Raw genomic sequence first — 20,373 nt, 5'->3', positions numbered from 1 at the left:
CATTTTCTCCAGAGCTATGCAAAATCTCTGAAATCCCACGAAAGCCGCGTCATTCAAGGCGTCGCGCTATCCCAGACTCTCCCCCTTAGCTATGCAGAAATGATCACTCCCCCACAATTGCCAGCAATGGCCGCAGGCGTGCAGGTCGCAACGGGCAATACCGCGCTGGATCAGGCTGGCAACGGCGTGCCGGTCATCAACATTGCCACGCCAAACAGTGCGGGGATCTCCCACAACCAGTACCACGATTTTAACGTCGACAAGCCCGGTCTGATCCTGAATAACGGCACGGAACAGCTTAATCCCACCCAACTCGGTGGGCTGATTCAGAACAACCCCAATCTGAAGGGGAAAGCCGCCGACGCCATTATCAACGAAGTGGTATCGACCAACCGCAGTACGCTGGCGGGCTATCTGGAAGTGGGCGGTAAACCGGCCAGTGTCATCGTTGCCAACCCGAACGGCATTACCTGTGACGGCTGCGGTTTTATCAACACCCCACAAGTGACGTTGACCACTGGGAAACCCCAGTTGGATGCGCAGGGCAATCTGCAGCGTATTGATGTGACACGCGGTGATATCACGCTGACCGGGCAGGGACTGGATGCGAGCAAGAGCGACTACCTCAGCCTGATTTCCCGTACCGCGCAGATTAATGCCGGGCTGAATGCCAACGATGCGCAGATTGTGCTGGGTGCCAATCAGGTTGACGCGACGGGCAAGGTGACGGCGCAGGCGGCGGATGGCGGTGCGGTTAATGGTGTCAAAGTCGCGTTGGATACCGGCGCACTCGGCGGGATGTACACCAATCGCATCAAGCTGATTTCGAGTGATAAAGGTGTGGGCGTGAACGTCGGCAACCTCAGTGCACGTAACGGCGATATCACGCTGTCCGCCAACGGTAAACTCAGCCTCGGTGATACGGTGGCGCAGGGGACAATTCAGGCCGACGCTGACGCGCTAGTGCTACAGGGCAAGCAGCAGGCGGGAAGCGCTCTGACGCTAAAAGCCCGGCAGGACATCGCGCTGCAGGACGCCACGCTGCGTGCCGGGCAGGATATCGATCTCCAATCCGGCGGTGAGCTGGCTGCGCAGAACAGTCTTATCAGCGCAGGCGTGGATGCACAAGGCACCGTCAAACCCACCAATCTATTATCCCTAAAAAGTGACAGCGTCACACTCTCCAATACCCAGCTTGCGGCGGGTAAGGTCGCGATCGATGCGGGGAAATCGCTGCAGCAGGATGCCAAAAGCGGGATTAAGACAGGTACCTTACTTGATGTGCGTGGGGACGTGGTGTCGCTGGCGGGCATGGCGGACGCAGACACTATTCGCCTTGAGGCAAAAATCCTCAACGGTGCAGGCAGCGCGCAACTTCAGGCAAAAAACAACGCCACGGTGCGCGTCACGCAGCAGGGTGACTGGCAGGGTAATCTGACTGCAGGTAACGCGCTAGCCGTTGAGGGTGGACGTTTGGTGCAGCGCGGTACGCTGGCAGGGAAAACGATCTCGCTGACTGTCGATTCGCTGGATAATCAGGGTGATATCGCCTCGCTGCAGGGGTTGACGTTCAGCGGCACTGACCTGACAAACGGCGGGACGCTGGCCGCCGCAGAACGCCTGACGGTCAATGCGAATCGACTAGATAATACTGGCTTACTCAGTGCGCGTGACGATATCAGGCTTGAGCTGCAAACGGCGCTTGCCAATCAGGGCAAGATCCTGACGGATAACCAGCTGTTTCTGCTGGCTGACAGCATCAGCAACGATGGGACGTTACAAGCGACCGCGCTGACCGCGCAAAGTCGTCAGTTTACCAATCAGGGCGAAGTGACGGCTAATGAACTCGATCTGGCCAATCAGACGACAGAAAACCACGGCACCATCAATGCGCAGCAGATGTTGGCGCTGCATGGCGGCAGTGTAGTGAATGACGGCACGCTCAGCGCGGGAGAGAAGCTGGCGCTGACGCTGGGGAATACGCTGGATAACCGTGGTCTGATGCAGGCCGGTACTGCCTTACACGTGACCGCCGACCACGTTAGCAATGACGGTACGCTCACCGCTCCTGAATTACAGCTGCACACCGAAACCCTAGCCAATCAGGGGGCGCTTCAGGCCGATAATGCGCTGCACCTCGATGCCACGCATCAATTGACGCAATCTGCCAGCGGAACGCTGCTGGCGGGCACCGAACTGACGCTGAACGCCGGACAGGCAGAGACCGACGGCGCGATTCAGGCGCAGCAGTTCCTGATGAATGCCGAACGCTGGCTCAATACGGGTAAAACCAGCATTACCGGCGACGGGCAGATTACGGCTGCTCAGTTGGACAACCGCGGCAGTTTGCTGACGGCGGGGAACTGGGCAATTGCCAGCAATGCCATGAGCAATGACGGTACGTTGCAGGGCAATACGCTGACTCTTCAGGCTGATACGCTCATGAATCACGGTCAAGTACAGGCACCGGGGGCGGTGACTCTGACCGTGGCTGATGCGTTTACCAACGACGGCGACTGGTTAAGCGGTGATGCGCTGCGCATTCAGGCGGCGAACGTCCAGAACGTGGGCACACTACAGGCGTTAAACCTCACTGCAGTCGGTAGCGCGCTTAACAACAGCGGCAACATCAGTGGTATCAATAGCCTGTCATTCTTCTTAAACGGCAATCTGGATAACGCTGGAACCCTGCAGGGCAACCAGCTTCACGCGGAGGCTGCCCGCCTCACTAATCAGGGAGCGCTTTACGGTACCGATGCGCTGACGCTGGCTATCACCGGAGATCTGGATAACAGCGGCACGCTTCAGGGCAATCAGCTTCACGCAGAGGCAGCTCGCCTCACCAATCAGGGCACGCTTCACGGTACGGATGCACTGACGCTGGCGATAACTGGCAACCTGTCTAATCAGGGGACGTTGCTGAGCGAAGGCGACAGCACGGTGACGGCACAGCAACTTGATAACTCAGGGTTATTACAGGCAAAAAACGCTGCACTTCAGGTGGGTTCGCTGGATAACGCTGGAAAAATCTTCGGTATCGCTTCACTGGCGCTGACGGCCACCAACGGGTTGACCAATCAGCAGAGTGGTAAATTACTCACACAGGGTGCGGCGGTGCTCACCGCGGCGGATGTCGTCAATGTTGGAGAATGGCAGGCACAGCGACTGACGCTGACGGCGAATAATTTAACCAATGACGGTGAGATTCAGGGGGATGACGCCTTATCCCTGACGCTACCGGCCACTGAAGGCAAGGGCTCGTTAATCAATCGTGGCGCATTGACGACGGGCGGTGACGCCACGTTGTTCGCGCGTCTGATAGATAATCAGGGCACGCTATCCAGTCTGGGTCACACGGTACTGACCGGGATGTCGTTGACTAACGACGGCCGTTTAGTGGCCGCGACAGGGCTGTCGCTGCACGGTGACTATCGTGGCCGCGGACTGCTGAACACGGCCGGTACGCTGACGCTCCAGGGCGACACGCTGGTTAACGACGGGCACTGGGAAAGTCGGGCGCTGTCTCTGCAAGGGATGTCGTTCACCAATCAGGGCTCGGTGTTGGGGAATGACGTGACGCTGTCGGCAAACCGTCTGACGAATCACGGCAGCGTTGTGGGCGGTGATTCTCTGGGGATCACGTTGTCTGACCGTCTGGATAACGTCGGCGAGTTGCGCAGCGACAATCTGTCTATTGCGGCATCAGGCATGAACAATCATGGCGATATTCAGGGCATCAATACCCTGCAACTGAATGTGGCGGGATTAATAGATAACGCGGGCGTCATCAGCGGCAACCAGTCGGTGGCAGTGACGGCAGGTGACGTCAAACAGCTCGGCACCTTGGAAGGGAAAACCGTCACACTGGACGCCGCCTCGCTGGTCAATCAGGGCAAAATACTGGGCGTGGATGCGCTGACGCTCGCCATCGCAGGCAATGCCACGAACAGTGGCAATGTGCTGACGCAGGGCAACGGGATGGTGACCGCGCAGCAACTGGACAATAGCGGGCTGCTGCAGGCCGACAGTCTCACGCTAGAAGCGGATGAGGTGACCAATGCTGGGCAATTACTCGGTATTCAGGCGCTGTCGATAACCGCACAACACGGGCTGACCAACCAGCAGAACGGCAAATTGCTCACGCAGGGGGCGGCGGTCCTGCAGGCGGCTCAGGCGGAGAACCACGGTGAATGGCTGGCGGATAACCTGACGTTGCAGGCCGAACGTTTCACTAACACGGGACGGATCCAGATCGATCGCGATCTCGGCATTATCGTGGAGCCAACGCGTGCTCTTCGTCAGCCGTCTTTTCTGGCGATGGCGTTAACGTTGGCGGCAGATGCACAGCAACTCAGCCTGAGTGCTTCACCTCAGGATGCGGGGGAAAACAGCGGTGTTCTGGACAATCGCGGCTCGCTGGTGTCAGGTGGGGATGTACACCTACGCGCCACGCAAATAGCCAACCATGGCTCGCTCTCCAGCAACGGTGCAGCAACCTTAACTGGTGAGTCGATTGATAATACCGGTGCTGTGGTGGCAATGAAATCGCTGTCGCTGACGGGGAATTATCAGGGAAGCGGGTCGCTCAATACGGACGGTTTGTTGGCCTTGTCCGGCACGACGCTGGCGAATACCGGGCACTGGCGGGCGAATACCATTCAGGCGAAGGGACTCACGCTGGATAATCAGGGCACGTTGCTGGGGCAACGGATTGATATTACGGCAGATAACGTGTTCAACGGCGGCGAGATGGCCGGGATTGACGCGTTGCAATTGACGCTTGCCGATCGCCTGACGAATCAAGGCGAACTCTATGGGTCGGCGCTGACGCTGTCGGCGACCGATCTGTTCAATCAGGGCGACGTCTCCGGTGACGACCTGCACCTGACGTTGCAAGATGGCTTGCACAATCGTGGTCTGATTAGCGGCAGCAAGCAAGTGCAGCTTGAGGCCAGTCAGGTCGATCAACGGGGTTCGCTGGAAAGCCGCGATCTGCAGGTGCAGGCAAATACACTCGACAATCAGGGCACAATGCTGGGCGTGGATGCGTTGACGTTTGCCATCCGTGATACCGCACGTAATCAGGGCAAGTTGCTGAGTCAGGGCACCAGCACGCTCACAGCTAATCGGCTGGAAAACAGCGGACACTGGCAGGCGGACACGCTGGCGCTGACGGCAGACGAGATCGCGAATGCCGGACAGTTGCTGGGGTTGTCTGCGCTGTCGTTGACGGCGAAGGACCGTCTGGACAATGCGCAAAACGGCAAGCTGCTCACGCAGGGGATCGCGGTATTGCAGGCGACTAACGTAAAAAATGACGGTGAATGGCAGGCGGATAGCCTGACGCTGGACGCGCAAAACCTGATCAACCGCGGGCACATTCAGGGCGATAAATCGCTTAAGGCGACGCTGGTAAACGGTGATGTAGACAATGAGGGCACACTGTGGAGCGAAAACGCCACGCTTGCCGCCCGGACACTGACTAATGAAGGCAACATCACCGGTGTTAACGGTCTTCAACTGACGCTGGGTAACACCTTAACTAACCAGGGTGCGCTGAACAGCAACCAGCTCAGCGCACAGGCCAACAGACTGGTCAATAGCGGAAAAATCAACGGCCTTGACCGTCTTGAACTGACCGCCGTCGATAGCCTGGATAATCAGGGGGCGTTGTACGGTACGGCGTTGACGCTGAACGCCAGCGATCTGACCAACAGCGGCACGATTACGGGCGTGGACAGCCTGACCCTGAGCCTAAAGGGGACGCTGGACAATGCGCGTGATATCAGCAGCAATGCGCTGACTCTTGATGCTAACGACGTGTTCAACCACGGCATGATTACGGGTGTTAACGGGTTAACGTTCCTGCTCGGCAATCACCTCGACAATCAGGGAGCGCTGAACAGCCATGCGCTGTCCATCACCGCCAACGGTCTCACTAACGATGGCCAGATCAACGGCACACGCAACCTGCAACTGTCTCTCAACGAGGCGTTGACCAATCGCGGCGATCTTACCAGCCAGCAAATAGCGATAACGGCCAATGATGTGCTCAATCATGGGCAAATGCAGGGTTCGGACGATCTGCAATTGGACTTGCGCAATAAGCTGGATAATCGCGGTGTCATTAGCGGTAGCAATACATTGGGTGTAATCGCGAAAAGCCTCGATCAGCAGGGTACTCTGGAAGCCCGTGCGCTGACCGTGGACGCCCAGACGCTGGATAACCGCGGAAAAATGCTGGGCGTGGATGCGCTGACGCTGGCGATTGCGGGGACGGCACGCAATCAGGGCAAATGGCTGAGTCAGGGCAGCAGCACACTGACGGCAGATCAGGTTGACAACCACGGCCAGTGGCAGGCGGGTGATATCACGCTTCAGGCCAATGATCTGACCAACAGTGGGCAGATCTTCGGCATCAATGCCTTGTCGCTGACGACAACCCACGGTCTGACTAACCAACAAAACGGTACGCTCCTGTCGCAGGGTATTGCCGCCTTACGCGCCGCAAGTGTGATAAACGACGGTGATGTACAGGCCGATCGCCTGACGTTTGAGGCACAGCAGCTGACCAACCGTTGGCGTATTCAGGGGGATCGCGAGTTAGCGGTCACGCTGGATAGCAATAATCCCGCCAGCCGTTTAACCAATCTGGGTACCCTGATGTCCGGTGGCGACAGCCAACTGCAAGCCAGACGGTTCGACAATCAGGGCACGGTCTCCAGCGTGGGCAAGATGGACGTGCAGAGTGCGGATATTCGCAATGCGGGCAATCTGATTGCCGACGGCGCACTGTCGCTCAGTGGCGACTATCAGGGTGCAGGCCTGCTGCACACGGCCGACACACTGACGCTACGCGGTAATCAACTGAACAACAGCGGACGCTGGGAAAGTCGGGCGCTGGCGCTGAACGGCGGGTCACTGAACAATCAGGGCACACTAGTCGGTGAACGCGGCATCACGCTGGAATTGCGTGAAGGCCTGACGGTCGGCGACACCGGCAAACTGCTGACCAACGGTGCCCTGCAGGCGCAGGCGGGGATGGTCGTGAACGACGGTTTCTGGCAGGGCAACACGCTGACGCTGACGGCAGATGACGTCGAAAATGCCGGGCAACTGCTGGGGCTGTCTGCGCTGTCGCTGACGGCGAAAAACCGTTTGGACAATACGCAAAATGGCAAGCTGCTCACACAGGGACTCGCGGTATTGCACGCGGCCGACGTGGAAAATGACGGTGAATGGCAGGCGGATAGCCTGACGCTGGACGCGCAGAACTTGATCAACCGCGGGCACATTCAGGGCGATAAATTGCTTAAGGCGACGCTGGTGAATGGTGATGTAGACAATAAGGGCACGCTGTGGAGCGATAACGCCGATATTGCCGCCCAGACGCTGACCAACGAGGGCAACATCACTGGCGTTAACGGTCTTCAACTGACGCTGGATAACACCTTAACTAACCAGGGTGCGCTGAACAGCAACCAGCTCAGCGCACAGGCCAACAGACTGGTCAATAGCGGAAAAATTAACGGCCTTGACCGCCTTGAATTGACTGCTGTCGATAGCCTGGATAATCAGGGGGCGTTGTACGGTACGGCGTTGACGCTGAACGCGAACGACCTGACCAACAGCGGCGATATTACGGGCGTGGACAGCCTGACCCTGGATCTGACGGGGACACTGAACAACGCGCGTGACGTCAGCAGTAATGCGCTGACGCTCAAGGCCAATGACGTATTCAACCACGGTACCCTGACGGGCGTTAACGGGCTGACGCTGGAACTCAGCAATCATCTTGATAATCAGGGTACGTTGAACAGCCATGTGCTTGCCATTGCCGCCCGCGACGTGAGCAACGGCGGACAGCTTAACGGCACACGCGGCCTTCAGTTAACGCTGGGTGGTGGCTTGACCAACACCGGTGACCTCACCAGCCAGCGCATCGATATAACCGCGGAGGACGTGCTCAACCACGGGCAGATGCAGGGTTCGGACGATCTGCAATTGGATCTGCGCAATAAGCTGGATAATCGCGGTGTCATCAGCGGTAGCAATACGTTGGGTGTGATCGCGAAAAGCCTCGATCAGCAGGGCACGCTGGAAGCCCGCGCGTTGACCGTGGACGCCCAGACACTGGATAACCACGGAAAAATGCTGGGTGTGGATGCACTGACGCTGGCGATTTCGGATACGGCACGCAATCAGGGGAAATGGCTGAGTCAGGGCAGCAGCACGCTGACCGCGGGTCAGGTTGAAAATAACGGCCAGTGGCAGGCGGGTGATATCACGCTTCAGGCCAATGATCTGATCAATACCGGACAGATATTCGGTCTCGATGCTTTGTCGCTGACGACAACCCACGATCTGACTAATCAGAAAGACGGTACGCTCCTGTCGCAGGGTATTGCCGCCTTACGCGCCGCAAGTGTGATAAACGACGGTGATGTACAGGCCGATCGCCTGACGTTTGAGGCACAACAGCTGACTAACCGCGGACGGATGCAGGGCGATCGTGGATTCGATATCACGCTGGATAGCAACAACCCTGCCAGCCTGTTAACCAATAAGGGCACGCTGCTCTCCGGTGGTGATACACAGCTTAACGCCAGCCGGTTCGACAATCAGGGCACGGTCTCCAGCATGGGCAAGATGGACGTGCAGAGTGCAGATATTCGCAATGCGGGCAATCTGATTGCCGACGGCGCACTGTCGCTCCGTGGCGACTATCAGGGTGCAGGCCTGCTACACACGGCCGACACGCTGACGCTACGCGGTAATCAATTGAACAACAGCGGACGCTGGGAAAGCCGGGCGCTGGCGCTGAACGGCGGGTCACTGAACAATCAGGGTACGCTAGTCGGTGAACGCGGCATCACGCTGGAATTGCGTGAAGGCTTGACGGTCGGCGACACCGGCAAACTGCTGACCAACGGTGCCCTGCAGGCGCAGGCGGGGATGGTCGTGAACGACGGTTTCTGGCAGGGCAACACACTGGAACTGTCCGCGAACGACCTGATTAATGGTGGTTCGCTGCTCGGTCAGGATGGCCTTCACCTCGATTTACAGCGCACCTATCAGGGAACCGATTTATCCCACCTACTGAGTGACGGTGAGGCCACTATCACAGCCGATCGCCTGACACAGACCGGTGAAATTGCAGCGGGAACGCTGAGCCTGACCACTGGGACGCTGGAGAACGGCGGGCGGGTGCTGGGCACCAATGGCCTGACGGTTACAAACCGTGATGCGCTACTTAACCATGCCGATGGAGAGCTGCTGACTAACGGCGCAGGCCGTGTTGACAGCGGATCGCTGACCAACGCGGGCACGCTACAAGCTAACGACCTGCAACTGCGGACTGGTGAAATCGATAATCAGGGACGCATTCAGGGCACCGACGCATTGCGTTTGCTCGACGTGCTGCGCTATGTAGGCGATAAAAGCAGTCAACTGCTTAGCAAAGGCGTCGCAACCCTTAATGCTAAACAGGCAGAAAACGCCGGTTTATGGCAGGCGGGTACGCTGACGCTGAACGGAGAATCGCTCGACAATAGTGGCACCGTGGCGGGGCTGAACAGCCTGTCACTCAACGGTGACGTGCTAAATAATCAGGGTGAATTATTCTCGCAAGGAACGGTGACGTTAACGGGCAAGACGCTGGAAAACAGCGGCACGCTGACGGGTGTCGGCGGCTTTACGCTGCAATTGACCGATCGCGTCGACAATCTAGCGGCGGGACGTTTACTCAGCGGCGGTGTGGGCGAACTCACGACTGGTGTGTTGAGCAATCAGGGGTTGTGGCAAGCGGATGAATTGCGTTTGACAGCCCGTGACCTCGATCAACAGGGGAATCTGCTGGGCGTGCAGCGTGGTACGTTGCAACTGACCGGATCATATCAGGGCGCGCAGGGTAGCCAACTGGTCAGCGGCGGCGATCTCAGCCTGACGGCGCATGACATCACTAACCGTGGACAGGTTCAGGGCCGCACGCTGACGCTGGGTGCTGATGAGATCACGAATCACGGCACTCTGCGTGGCGATAGCGCGCTTAACGCGACTGTCTCCACTCAGTTCAGCAATGCGCCACAAGCGCGTTTAAGCAGCGACGGCACGCTGAACGTGCAAGCGGGCGCACTGAATAATCAGGGCGAGATAAAAGCCGTCAACACCATGCTGACGGGCAATACCGTCACCAACAGCGGCACGGTGCAGGGCACAGCAGCGCTGCAATTGGACACGATAGACCGCATCGTCAACCAACAGGCCGGACAACTGTTATCCGACGGCACCACGACGCTGAAATCAGCGGCGGTAGACAACCACGGCTGGCTGCAAGGGCGTGGACTGGAGGTGCAATCTGCCCAGTTTACTCAGCAGGGCAGCCTGATGGCGCAGGACAAACTGACGCTGAAAATCCCGCAGTGGGTAAACAACGGACTGGTGCAGGCGGGCGAACTGGAGATTATCGCCGACGAACTGGACAACCACGGTACGCTGCTGGGCTTAACACAGCTTGCGCTGCAAACGCAGCGGCTGATTAACCGTCAGGGCGCGAAGCTCTACAGCGCGCAGGATCTGCGCCTGAAAACCAATCAACTACAACAGGACGGGCAACTGGTCGCGCTGGGTAACCTGACCGCCGATATTACCGGACCGCTGACTTTCACCCAAAGCATGGCTGCGGGGCAACAGCTGGCGCTAAACGTGGCGGGTGACCTCGATCAGCGCGGGACGTTACAGGGTAAATCCGTCCAATTGACCAGTACCGGTACGCTGACCAATCAGGGCAACATTCTGGCGGGCGGCGGCGAGTCGCGTATCAGCGCGAAAAACATCGCTCAGTTGGAGGCGGGCAGCATTCAGGCGGGGGGTAACCTGACGCTGGTGAGCGATAACACGCTGAATAATAAAGGACTGATTGGCACTACGAGCGATCTGCTTATTCAGGCGGGTGGCGCGCTCCATAACAGCAGCATGCTCTATGCGGGCGGCAATATGCGTCTGCTGTCCGATTCCCTCACCAACGTCTTTGGCACCATTCTAGCGGGCAATAACCTGCTCATTCAGCGTGACGATCAGGGCACGGCCAGCACCTCGCTGCTCAACAGCTCCGGCACCATCGAAACCCAGTCCGGCGATATCACGATTAATACCGGCACGTTGACTAATCAGCGTGAAGGGTTTGTGGTGACGGAGAGTGAATCTACGGCGGAATCTGTGCCGGATTGGGTGGGTGAAATGGTGATAAAAATTCCGATTGAGTGGTTTAAAGAAGGTAGTTATGGAGTTTATGTTAACAAAGGGCATTTGGGGGCCCCTGATAGAACCATATATGCTCCTCTCGGAGATTTTATTGTTCAGCGTTTTACTTTAAAAGATAAAAAAATAAACGTTGTAGCCCAAGGAAATAATGCTGTCATTAATTCTGGTCATATGCTGTCAATATTATCCGATGATTTGATAAACAGAGCATCTTCATTATATGCAGCCGATAATATTTTTATTTTAGGTAATAAATTTGAAAATAGCTCATATCATGAGGGTGGATTTACTGAGTATTTGACTTATGCATATATAGGACCAAGAGCAACAAGTACAACGATTAGCGATTATCATCATCAGAGAGCTCTATTCAGATATATTAGTTATCAACTTGACGGCACTCCAACCTACGAAAAAACTGAGGGTGAAAGCTATAATGCGTTAATTCAGGCAGGCGGCACCATTACCGCCGACTTTAAACAGGATATCAGCAACACCACGCTGCAACCGGGCAGCGGCGGATTTATGCCGGCGTCCACCAAACCGGTGCTGGATGCTATCACCACGCTGTCGCCATTGCAGAAACAGACCACACGTCAGTTGGTCAGTCAGGATTCGTCGTTTAATACGGGTGCGATAGACGTTACGAAAACAGGTAGCGGACAGGCGACGCTGGCGGGCAATGCCACAGGCGTAGCTGCGACGGGTAAAGCCGTGATACTGACGCAGCAGTCTGGCACCGCGCTGCAAACGGCTGTGCAGGCGGAGAACATTACGGCAATGATGCCGGGGCAGCAGGTTGCAGAGCCGCTGACGCTGAACACCAGCGATGCGGTGGCGTTACAGCCTTCTACTTCCGGTCACGTCAGCAATCCTGATACGGTCGCGCTGACGCAGCAAGCAGGCACTGTGCTGCAAACGGCGGTGCAGGCAGAGAACATTACGCCGTTGACGCAGGGGCAGCAGTCCGCAGGGCCGCTGACGTTGAAAACCGATGATGCGTTAGTGTTAACCGATCCCAACGCCAGCTCTGTCGCCCACCCTGATGCTGTTGCGCTCACGTCGACAGGTCAACGTCCTGATGCGGGACAGGGGCTGACGCCCGTTACCGTGGACAATACCGTCGCGGGCGTCACGATAGCGGGCACGGTAGGTTCGCCTGCCGTATTGACGAAGCCGGGCACGGTGGAGGTAGAAATACCGAAACAAACGGTGAGCGCAGACAACCTTCCGGGTGGGGTTACCCCCGCCGTGCCGAAGCCTCTTTCTGCCACAGAACTGCTAAACGCCATTGGCAATGGACTGCAAAACCTGAGCACCAATCCGCTCGCCGAGTACCCACTGCCCACTGGCAATAACGGGCTGCTGGTTGTCGATCCTAATGCGGACAGCCGCTATCTGATCCACACCAACCCGAAACTGGAACAGCTTGGGCAGGTCGACAATGCGCTGTTCAGCGATCTGCAAACGCTGCTGGGACAACAACCGTCAACGGTGGTGCCTGTCGAAACGCGTTCACAGTGGACGCAGGTCGACAAGGTGCTGGGGTCGTCCTATCTGCTAGATAAACTCAATCTGGATGCGGATCACGACTACCGTTTTCTGGGGGATGCGGAGTTTGATACTCGCTACATCAGTCAGGCGGTGCTGAAACAGAGCGGGCAGCGTCACCTGAATGGCACTGGCTCCGATCTGGCACAGATGCAAATGCTGCTCGATAACGCCGCTGCTGCGCAGAAAGGCATGAACCTGCAACTTGGTGTGAGTTTGACGCCGGATCAGGTTGCCAACCTCAGCCAGAGTATGATCTGGTGGGAAAATATTGAAGTCAATGGCCAGACCGTGCTGGCGCCGAAGCTGTATCTGGCGCAGGCGGATAAAAATAACCTGCAGGGCAGCGCGATTGTCGCGAACAAGGTTGAGCTGAACGCTGGCGGCAGCGTCACCAACAGCGGCACGCTCAAGGCAGTTGAGGTGCTGGCGATTGCCAGTGGCGACAAGATTGATAACCATGAAGGCGGACTGATCAAGTCAGACGGCGGCCTGAATCTGGTAGCGCTCAGCAACATCACAAACAGCGGCAGCCGGATTGAAGGCAATACGCTGCAGCTCGCCAGCATTAACGGCGACATTATCAACCAGACTGCGTCGCGCGATTTTCAGACCGCGCAGCCGAATGCTTCACGCAGCGGCACGGGCTCGCTTACGTTCACCGAATTGGGTAAAACCGCCGAAATCGTGGCAGGTAACAGCCTGACCCTCAGCGCGGGCAAGGATATCCGCAACGTGGCGGCTACGCTGAACGCCGGGCAGGATATGGCGCTGAACGCCAAAGGCAATGTGGCGATTGAGGCGCTGACGCTGACCAATAATCGCGTGGATATCGGGTGGGGCAGCAGCAATACTGCGCTGAACACGGCTGTGCAAGGCAGCACCGTCAATGCGGGCGGCGCGCTGAAAGCGGTAGCGGGTCAGGATATTCAGATCGATGCCAGCCAGCTTTCCGGCGGCTCGGCGCTGTCGCTGGCGGCGGGTAATGATATTCACCTCACCGCGCAGGACACGCTGAAAGAGACGCTGTATCAGGGCAGCAGCACGGCGCAGCGTCGCACGCAGGAGGTGGCAAACAGCCAGTTACTGAGCGGCGGCGATCTGACTCTGGTGGCGGGGCGAGATGTCTTGTCTGAAGCGGCCAGCTTGAATGCCAAAGGCACGGCGACACTGGCGGCTGGGCGCGATCTCAATTTGCTGTCTGAAGAGGAAGAAACCTACAGCGGCAACTGGTGGAACCGTCATGCCGACTGGCAGCAAAACATCACTCAGCAAAGTACCGAGTTAACGACGGGCAAGGGCCTGAACCTGCAGGCGGGCAGAGACATCAATCTGCAAGCGGCACAGGGTGTAGCCAGCGGCGCGGTGACGGCACAGGCGGGCAACGACATCAATCTGCTGTCGGCGACCGAAACGCAGCACACCTTCTTTGAAGAAACGAAAGTCAAGAAAAAGGCCTTTTCGAAGACGGTGACGCATACGTTGCGGGAAACGTTGCAAACCGATGAGAAAGGCAGTCTGCTTTCTGGTGACAGTGTCACTATGGCGGCTAATCAGAATATTAATCTGCAAGGCTCTTCGGTGGTCGGCGACAAGCAGGTCACGCTTCTGGCAAATAATGATATCAACACCGCTGCCAGCGTAGAGAACTACCAGAACTATGAAGAGCACAGCAAGAAAAAAAGCGGCTTGTTCAGCGGCGGCGGCATTGGCTTCACCATCGGATCGACGTCGACCAGCCAAAAACTGCGCGATCAGGCCGCAACACAGAGCCAGAGTATCAGCACGCTCGGCAGTACGACAGACTCGGTGACGGTGAAGGCCGGGAACGATGTCACCATCAGCGGCACCGACATGGTGGCGGGGAAAGACATCCTCCTGCAAGGTAACAACGTCACGATCGATCCGGGTTATGACACGCGCAAGCAGCAACAGGAGTTTGAGCAGAAAAGCGCAGGTCTGACCGTGGCGCTCTCCGGCGTGGTGGGGTCGGCGCTCAATAGCGCGGTGCAGAGCATTCAGGCGGCAAAAAGCGAAAGTGATGGCCGACTGGCGCTACTTCAGGGGATGAAGGCGGGGCTGGCTGGGTATCAGGCTTACCAGGGCAGTCAGTCTGAGTTGAACAACAAAGGGGAGGCTTCTTTTGTCGGCGTCAGTATTTCTCTCGGGGCGCAGAACTCACGCTCCAGCCAGACCAGTGAACAGAAGCAGAGCTTTGGTTCGACGCTGAATGCAACGCGGGATATCGGCATTGAAGCGCGCACGGGAGATATCACGGTTGCGGGTAGCCAGCTTAAGGCGGGCGGCGATGTCATGATGAACGCGGCGCAGGATATCCACCTGATCTCCGCCCGTAATAGTGAAGCACTAAGTGGCAAAAACAGCAGTAGCGGCGGCAATATCGGCATCAGTCTGGGACTGAGTAACGGCAGCGCGGGGCTTAGCATTTTTGCTAACGTTAATGCGGCGAAAGGGCGGGAAACCGGCACGGGCAATACATGGTCAGAAACCACGGTGGATGCAGGTAACCATGTCACGCTGAAAAGCGATCGCGACACGCGACTGATTGGCGCGCAGGTTAACGGTGAGCGCATTGATGTCGACGCAGGACGCAATCTGCTGTTGCAAAGCCAGCAGGATAGCGACCGCTATGATTCTAAACAGACCAGCGTGGCGGCTGGGGGCAGCTTTACCTGGGGCGGCGGTGGCGGCAGCGGCTACATCAGCCTCAGCCAGGACAAGATGCACAGCAATTATGATAGTGTGCAGCAGCAGACGGGGTTCTTTGCTGGTAAAGACGGATTTGGTATAAAAACCGGTGAACATACCCAGCTTGACGCTGCCGTTATTGGTTCTACCGCCAGCGCCGAGAAAAACCGGCTGGAAACGGGGACGCTCGGCTGGAGCGGGCTTAACAATAAAGCCGAATTCAAGGTGGAGCACAGCGGCGCAGGTTTCAGCGCCAGCCCATCGATGGGCGGTAGCATGCTGTCGACGCTGGCGATGAATGTGCCGTCGGCGCTGATGGCATTGGGTAACAGTGGCAATGCATCCAGCACCACCTATGCGGCGGTGAGTGACGGCAGCCTGCTGTTGCGGGATACGGCGAAGCAGGTGCAGGATATCGCCACGCTGAGCCGTGATGTTGAGCACGCGAACAATGCGCTCAGCCCGATCTTTAACAAAGAGAAAGAGCAAAAACGCCTGAAACAGGCGCAGCTGATTGGTGAAATCGGCGCGCAGGTGATGGATATCGTGCGCACGGAAGGCGAGCTGAAAGCGCAGAAGGCCGCGGAAGCGAAAGGTGATTCCAAAGTCGAACGTCCGAAAGACGGTGATTCGGTCGCGCTGTGGGAGGACTATAAAAAGGCGCTGACGGAATCGCCGACCTACAAGGCCGAGATGCAGAAATACGGCACGGGTAGCGATTTCCAGCGGGCGGCACAGGCGGCGACGGCGGCGATTCAGGCATTGGCGGGCGGGGATATCCAGAAAGCGATTGCCAGTGGTGCGTCACCGTATCTGGCACAGCTGGTGAAAGATGTCACGATGCCGAAGGATGAGAGCAAAGTCACGGCCTCCGATATCGCAGCCAACGCGATGGCGCATGCAGTGGTGGGTGCGGTGGTTGCACAGTTGTCGGGTCAGAATGCGGCAGCGGGGGCGATAGGTGCCTCCAGCGGTGAACTGATCGCCCGAGCCATCATGGCCGATCAATATCCCGGCAAGACGGCGAACGACCTGACGGAAGCGGAAAAACAGTCAGTGAGCGCGCTTTCGACACTGGCTGCGGGGCTGGTATCCGGCCTGGCAGGCAACAGCACCGCCTCCGCCGCCAGCGGAGCACAGTCTGGGCGTAATGCGGTGGAGAATAACTATCTGAGTGATAAGGACATCACGATCTTCACTGAGAAATATGCGAATGCGAAGACCGATGAGGAAAGAGATCAACTTAAAGCTGAACTTAGCCAGTTAGATAAAGATAAACAGCATCAAGCCTTATCGACCGGTATCCCGTTGAAGGAACAAAAAGCAGAACTGGAAAAACTGAAGTTGCTTGCTGTTTCACCGGATTGTGTCGGTCAATGTCAGGAGTTAGTAAGTTACTCGATTTCCCAGCTCGAACCAGTGGTTAACAACCCTCAATTACATCAGGATAATATTAACAAAGGAATATTGGCTGCAGTTATATCTGGTCTAACGCTCGAAAGACCTATCGGTGGAAGCTCTAATGCATCGCCGCTGACAAGAGAGCAACAGGAATTAATCAGAAAGGCTGAGTCTGTATCAACAGCAAAGGGGATACAGAATCCGTTCCCGAGGGATCTGAATGAGCAAGTATTATGGAATGGAGTTAAGGCTAATCCATCGGCTGGATATCCACTGACGGGATTGAATAATGATCCTAAATTTCCTTCATCGGCAGGGTTCCAGAAAATGTCAGTCAATCATACACTCCCGGATGGTAGGAATATTGAAGTTCATTATCAATATAACTCATTGACTAATAAGGCTTATGATATGAAAGTTATCACACCACAACGTCAAGGTGCTTCATTTAAGGAAAAACAATGAAAATAATAACTCAACGAGGGGGATATCTCGTTGATGTTTATGCAGTCTATTGGGTTGGAGGCAACACTTACTTCTATGGTCTATCTAAGGGGAATGGTGGGTTGTCTGCTTATAAACTAGGAGATGGCATAGATATAGTTGACTCTGATTTATCAGGTGATTTTATTTATTTTAACCAAGGTGTTTTTTATAAACCTTTGATAGAAGAAAAACTCCTTGATGATCTTCTTGAGTATGATGAAACTGCATATAAACGCTTCCTTGAAATCCTGAAAGCGGAAGGTCGAATAGATCCCGAATTCTATTAGCCATTAAAAATCCCGGCTCCTAAAAAAGCTGGGATTTTTGCATCTGTCACTCAGCCACAATGTGTATCAGCAGTTGGCAGTGCTCAACGGTGATGACGACTGAGATATCTGTGTCAAACTCGGCGGCTTCCAGCCAGTTACCTTAAAGGTGAGTAGTAATGGGAAAATATATTAATGAATACCTTAGTATTTTCACTCAGAAATCGGAGTACATAAAAAATGAAGTAAATAAGAGTGTCAAGTATTGGCTTCCAGATAACCCCCCGACTATTTTATTGTTCTCATTGGTGGGCAAGGCATTAGTAAACCAATTGGATTGTTTAAGAGAATCAGATAAGTTAGAGCTTTTCCAGCATATCGAAACTGGAATGCTTTCAGACAATGCTGATTTATCAACTGCGATAGCAACTTTCTATTTCGGTTGGTTATCCCGTAAAATTCAGCGATGAAATAAAGATAACGATGATTATTTTTCAACCTGAAAAAGAGACGTTATTTTATTCAAAGCAGTTACTTCATCCTGATGAAATGCCTTTTTTTAAACAAGGCATGCAACAAACGACGGTTAGTATTGAAGGTAAGTTGATTGTGCCTGCGATATGTTATGAGTCTTTGCAGCCAATTCATGCTCTTGAGGCCGCAAACCTGGGTGCCGATCTTTATGCTACAAGTGTGGCAAAGTCGCCTAATGGCGTTATGCAGGCTCATGCGCATTATCCTGCAATCGCCAAGAAGCATGGGATGTTTGTCCTGATGGCGAATGCGGTTGGTCATGCTGATAATTTTATCTGTGCAGGGCAGTCGGCGATTTGGGATCGTGAGGGAAAACTTCTTATACAAGCTGATGCGACACACGAAGCTCTGCTTATTCTGGATACTGAAACAGACAAGGTAACGATAATTGAGAAGGATCTTTTATTCCAATCCTGATAATCATTATATAGATAATCACGACTATGTATTATTTCTTGCTGAGTATATAGATTCTTAGCGTTAATCGAGTGATTGTTATTTTCAGGGTTTTATTTTAGTGGCTGAAATGGTAAGTGATTTCAATCCTAATGTTATCACACCTACATGATTTCAAAATGACATTATTTAAACTGGAATCATTATAAAGGCTAAATTTTTCCATTCTTTTCCCTCTGGATTTCTCCCTCTCTCTGTTTAGTTCGCACTGAATAGAATATCGCCTCTCTTATTCCATTCAATATTTTTAACTATATCGTTCGTTTTTTCTTCGTATGTATTTTTATTTAATCCTGTAAACTTACGGCTAAATTCCATAATAGAAGCATGGATGTTGGCCTTTGGATGGAAGATATAATGACGAAGGTTCATCCGTTTTCTATTCCGGCTTTGTTTTTGACGATTTCATCGTCGATCCAATCCTGCGCGTCGCGTACTCACGATTCGCTGGTCACACCGTTGCCGTTTCAGCGGCTGATATCTGTTGTTTGTCGGCACGGGTTTTATTCATTAAGTGAAGGAAATCACAATGCAATACACTGGGAAGTACCTGAAGAAAACAGTGCTGATGTTGGCCATGATGGCCGGTCTCAGCGTCGGACAAAGTCAGGCGGGCGTCGAAATTGAGACGCGTTCGCTGGATCAAATCTATCAGAGTGCGTTGAGAGAAGGTGGTACGGTCACCGTCTATGCCGGTGGTGACGTGCAATCACAGCAGACTGGCTTCAAGAATGCATTTGAGACACGTTTTCCTGGCATGAAACTGAATGTGATTGTCGATTACAGCAAATATCATGATGCCCGTATCGATAACCAACTGGCGACCGATACCCTGATTCCTGATGTGGTGCAGCTGCAAACGGTGCAGAATTTTCCGCGCTGGAAAAAGGAAGGCGTGCTGCTGAATTACAAGGCACGGGGCTGGGACAAAATCTATCCAGAGTTTCGTGATGCGGATGGTGCCTGGACTGGCGCTTATGTCATCGCATTCAGTAATCTGGTCAACACCCAGCTTCTGGATGAAAAATCCTGGCCGCGCGAAGTCAATGACTACCTTCGTCCCAATCTGAGGGGCAATTTGATTCTGGCCTATCCTAACGACGATGATGCGGTGTTGTTCTGGTACAAACTGGCTGTAGATAAATACGGCTGGGATTTTGTTAAAAAATTGCAGGAGCAGGATCCCGTCTACGTGCGCGGCACCAACGTACCCGGTGCTGAGATCGCGACAGGGAAATACAGCGCGACCTTTAGCAGTTCCGGTGCGCTCGTTCCGGCAGCCGATGCTGTAACCCGTTTTGTTCTGCCTAAGTCCGATCCGTTTGTCTCCTGGGCACAACGCGCAGCCATCTTTAAACAGGCTAAACACCCAGAAAGCGCCAAGCTGTATCTGAGCTGGGTGCTGGATCCGCAAACGCAGACTCAGGTTTCACGTATGTGGTCAGTACGTACCGATGTTGAACCACCAGTGGGTTACAAGCATATCTGGGAATACCGCAACACGCGTCCTCAGGCTTTTGCTGATTTCATGTACGACCGCGGTGCGGTAGAGCGTTTTCGCGCGCAGTTGAGCCTGTATGTGGGTGAAGCCAAAGGAGAACCAACGCCGGGCTGGCTTGGCGTGCACCCAGAAGTCCCTCTGGTTAACTAACGCCTGAGATTATTGCGTCAACTTATGCTGGTCACATCAATAGTGGCCAGCATTACA

The 20,373-nt window shown here is 54.9% G+C and carries 5 protein-coding genes; all 5 read left to right on the top strand.

Annotated features, from left to right (window positions below):
- The first annotated feature begins 99 nt into the window (after positions 1-99).
- The 5 genes from GZ59_RS23980 (at position 100) to GZ59_RS11710 (ending at position 20,316) form a co-directional block, all read left to right on the top strand.
- Positions 100-17,388 (top strand): hemagglutinin repeat-containing protein, encoded by a 17,289-nt coding sequence (locus tag GZ59_RS23980; RefSeq protein WP_275451536.1) that lies wholly within the window; start codon positions 100-102, stop codon positions 17,386-17,388.
- Entirely contained in the window at positions 17,385-17,696 is a 312-nt protein-coding gene (locus GZ59_RS11725) for a hypothetical protein (protein WP_039291929.1), read from the top strand. The genes GZ59_RS23980 and GZ59_RS11725 overlap by 4 nt, the downstream gene beginning before the upstream one ends.
- Positions 17,697-17,854: 158 nt before the next feature.
- On the top strand, positions 17,855-18,145 hold the full coding sequence (locus tag GZ59_RS11720; RefSeq protein WP_011093692.1) for a hypothetical protein: 291 nt from the start codon (positions 17,855-17,857) through the stop codon (positions 18,143-18,145).
- A 13-nt stretch (positions 18,146-18,158) separates the two neighbouring features.
- Positions 18,159-18,626: a nitrilase-related carbon-nitrogen hydrolase gene (locus tag GZ59_RS11715; RefSeq protein WP_235213958.1), complete on the top strand. Its 468-nt coding sequence runs from the start codon at positions 18,159-18,161 to the stop codon at positions 18,624-18,626.
- 568 nt (positions 18,627-19,194) lie between these two features.
- A complete protein-coding gene (locus tag GZ59_RS11710; RefSeq protein ID WP_039291927.1) occupies positions 19,195-20,316 on the top strand; it encodes an ABC transporter substrate-binding protein in 1,122 nt (373 codons plus the stop codon).
- Positions 20,317-20,373 lie beyond the last annotated feature (57 nt).

The organism is Pectobacterium atrosepticum, assembly GCF_000740965.1.
Taxonomy (GTDB): domain Bacteria; phylum Pseudomonadota; class Gammaproteobacteria; order Enterobacterales; family Enterobacteriaceae; genus Pectobacterium; species Pectobacterium atrosepticum.
Note: the sequence above shows the minus strand (reverse complement) of the source record. Positions and strands in the feature narration are given on the sequence as shown.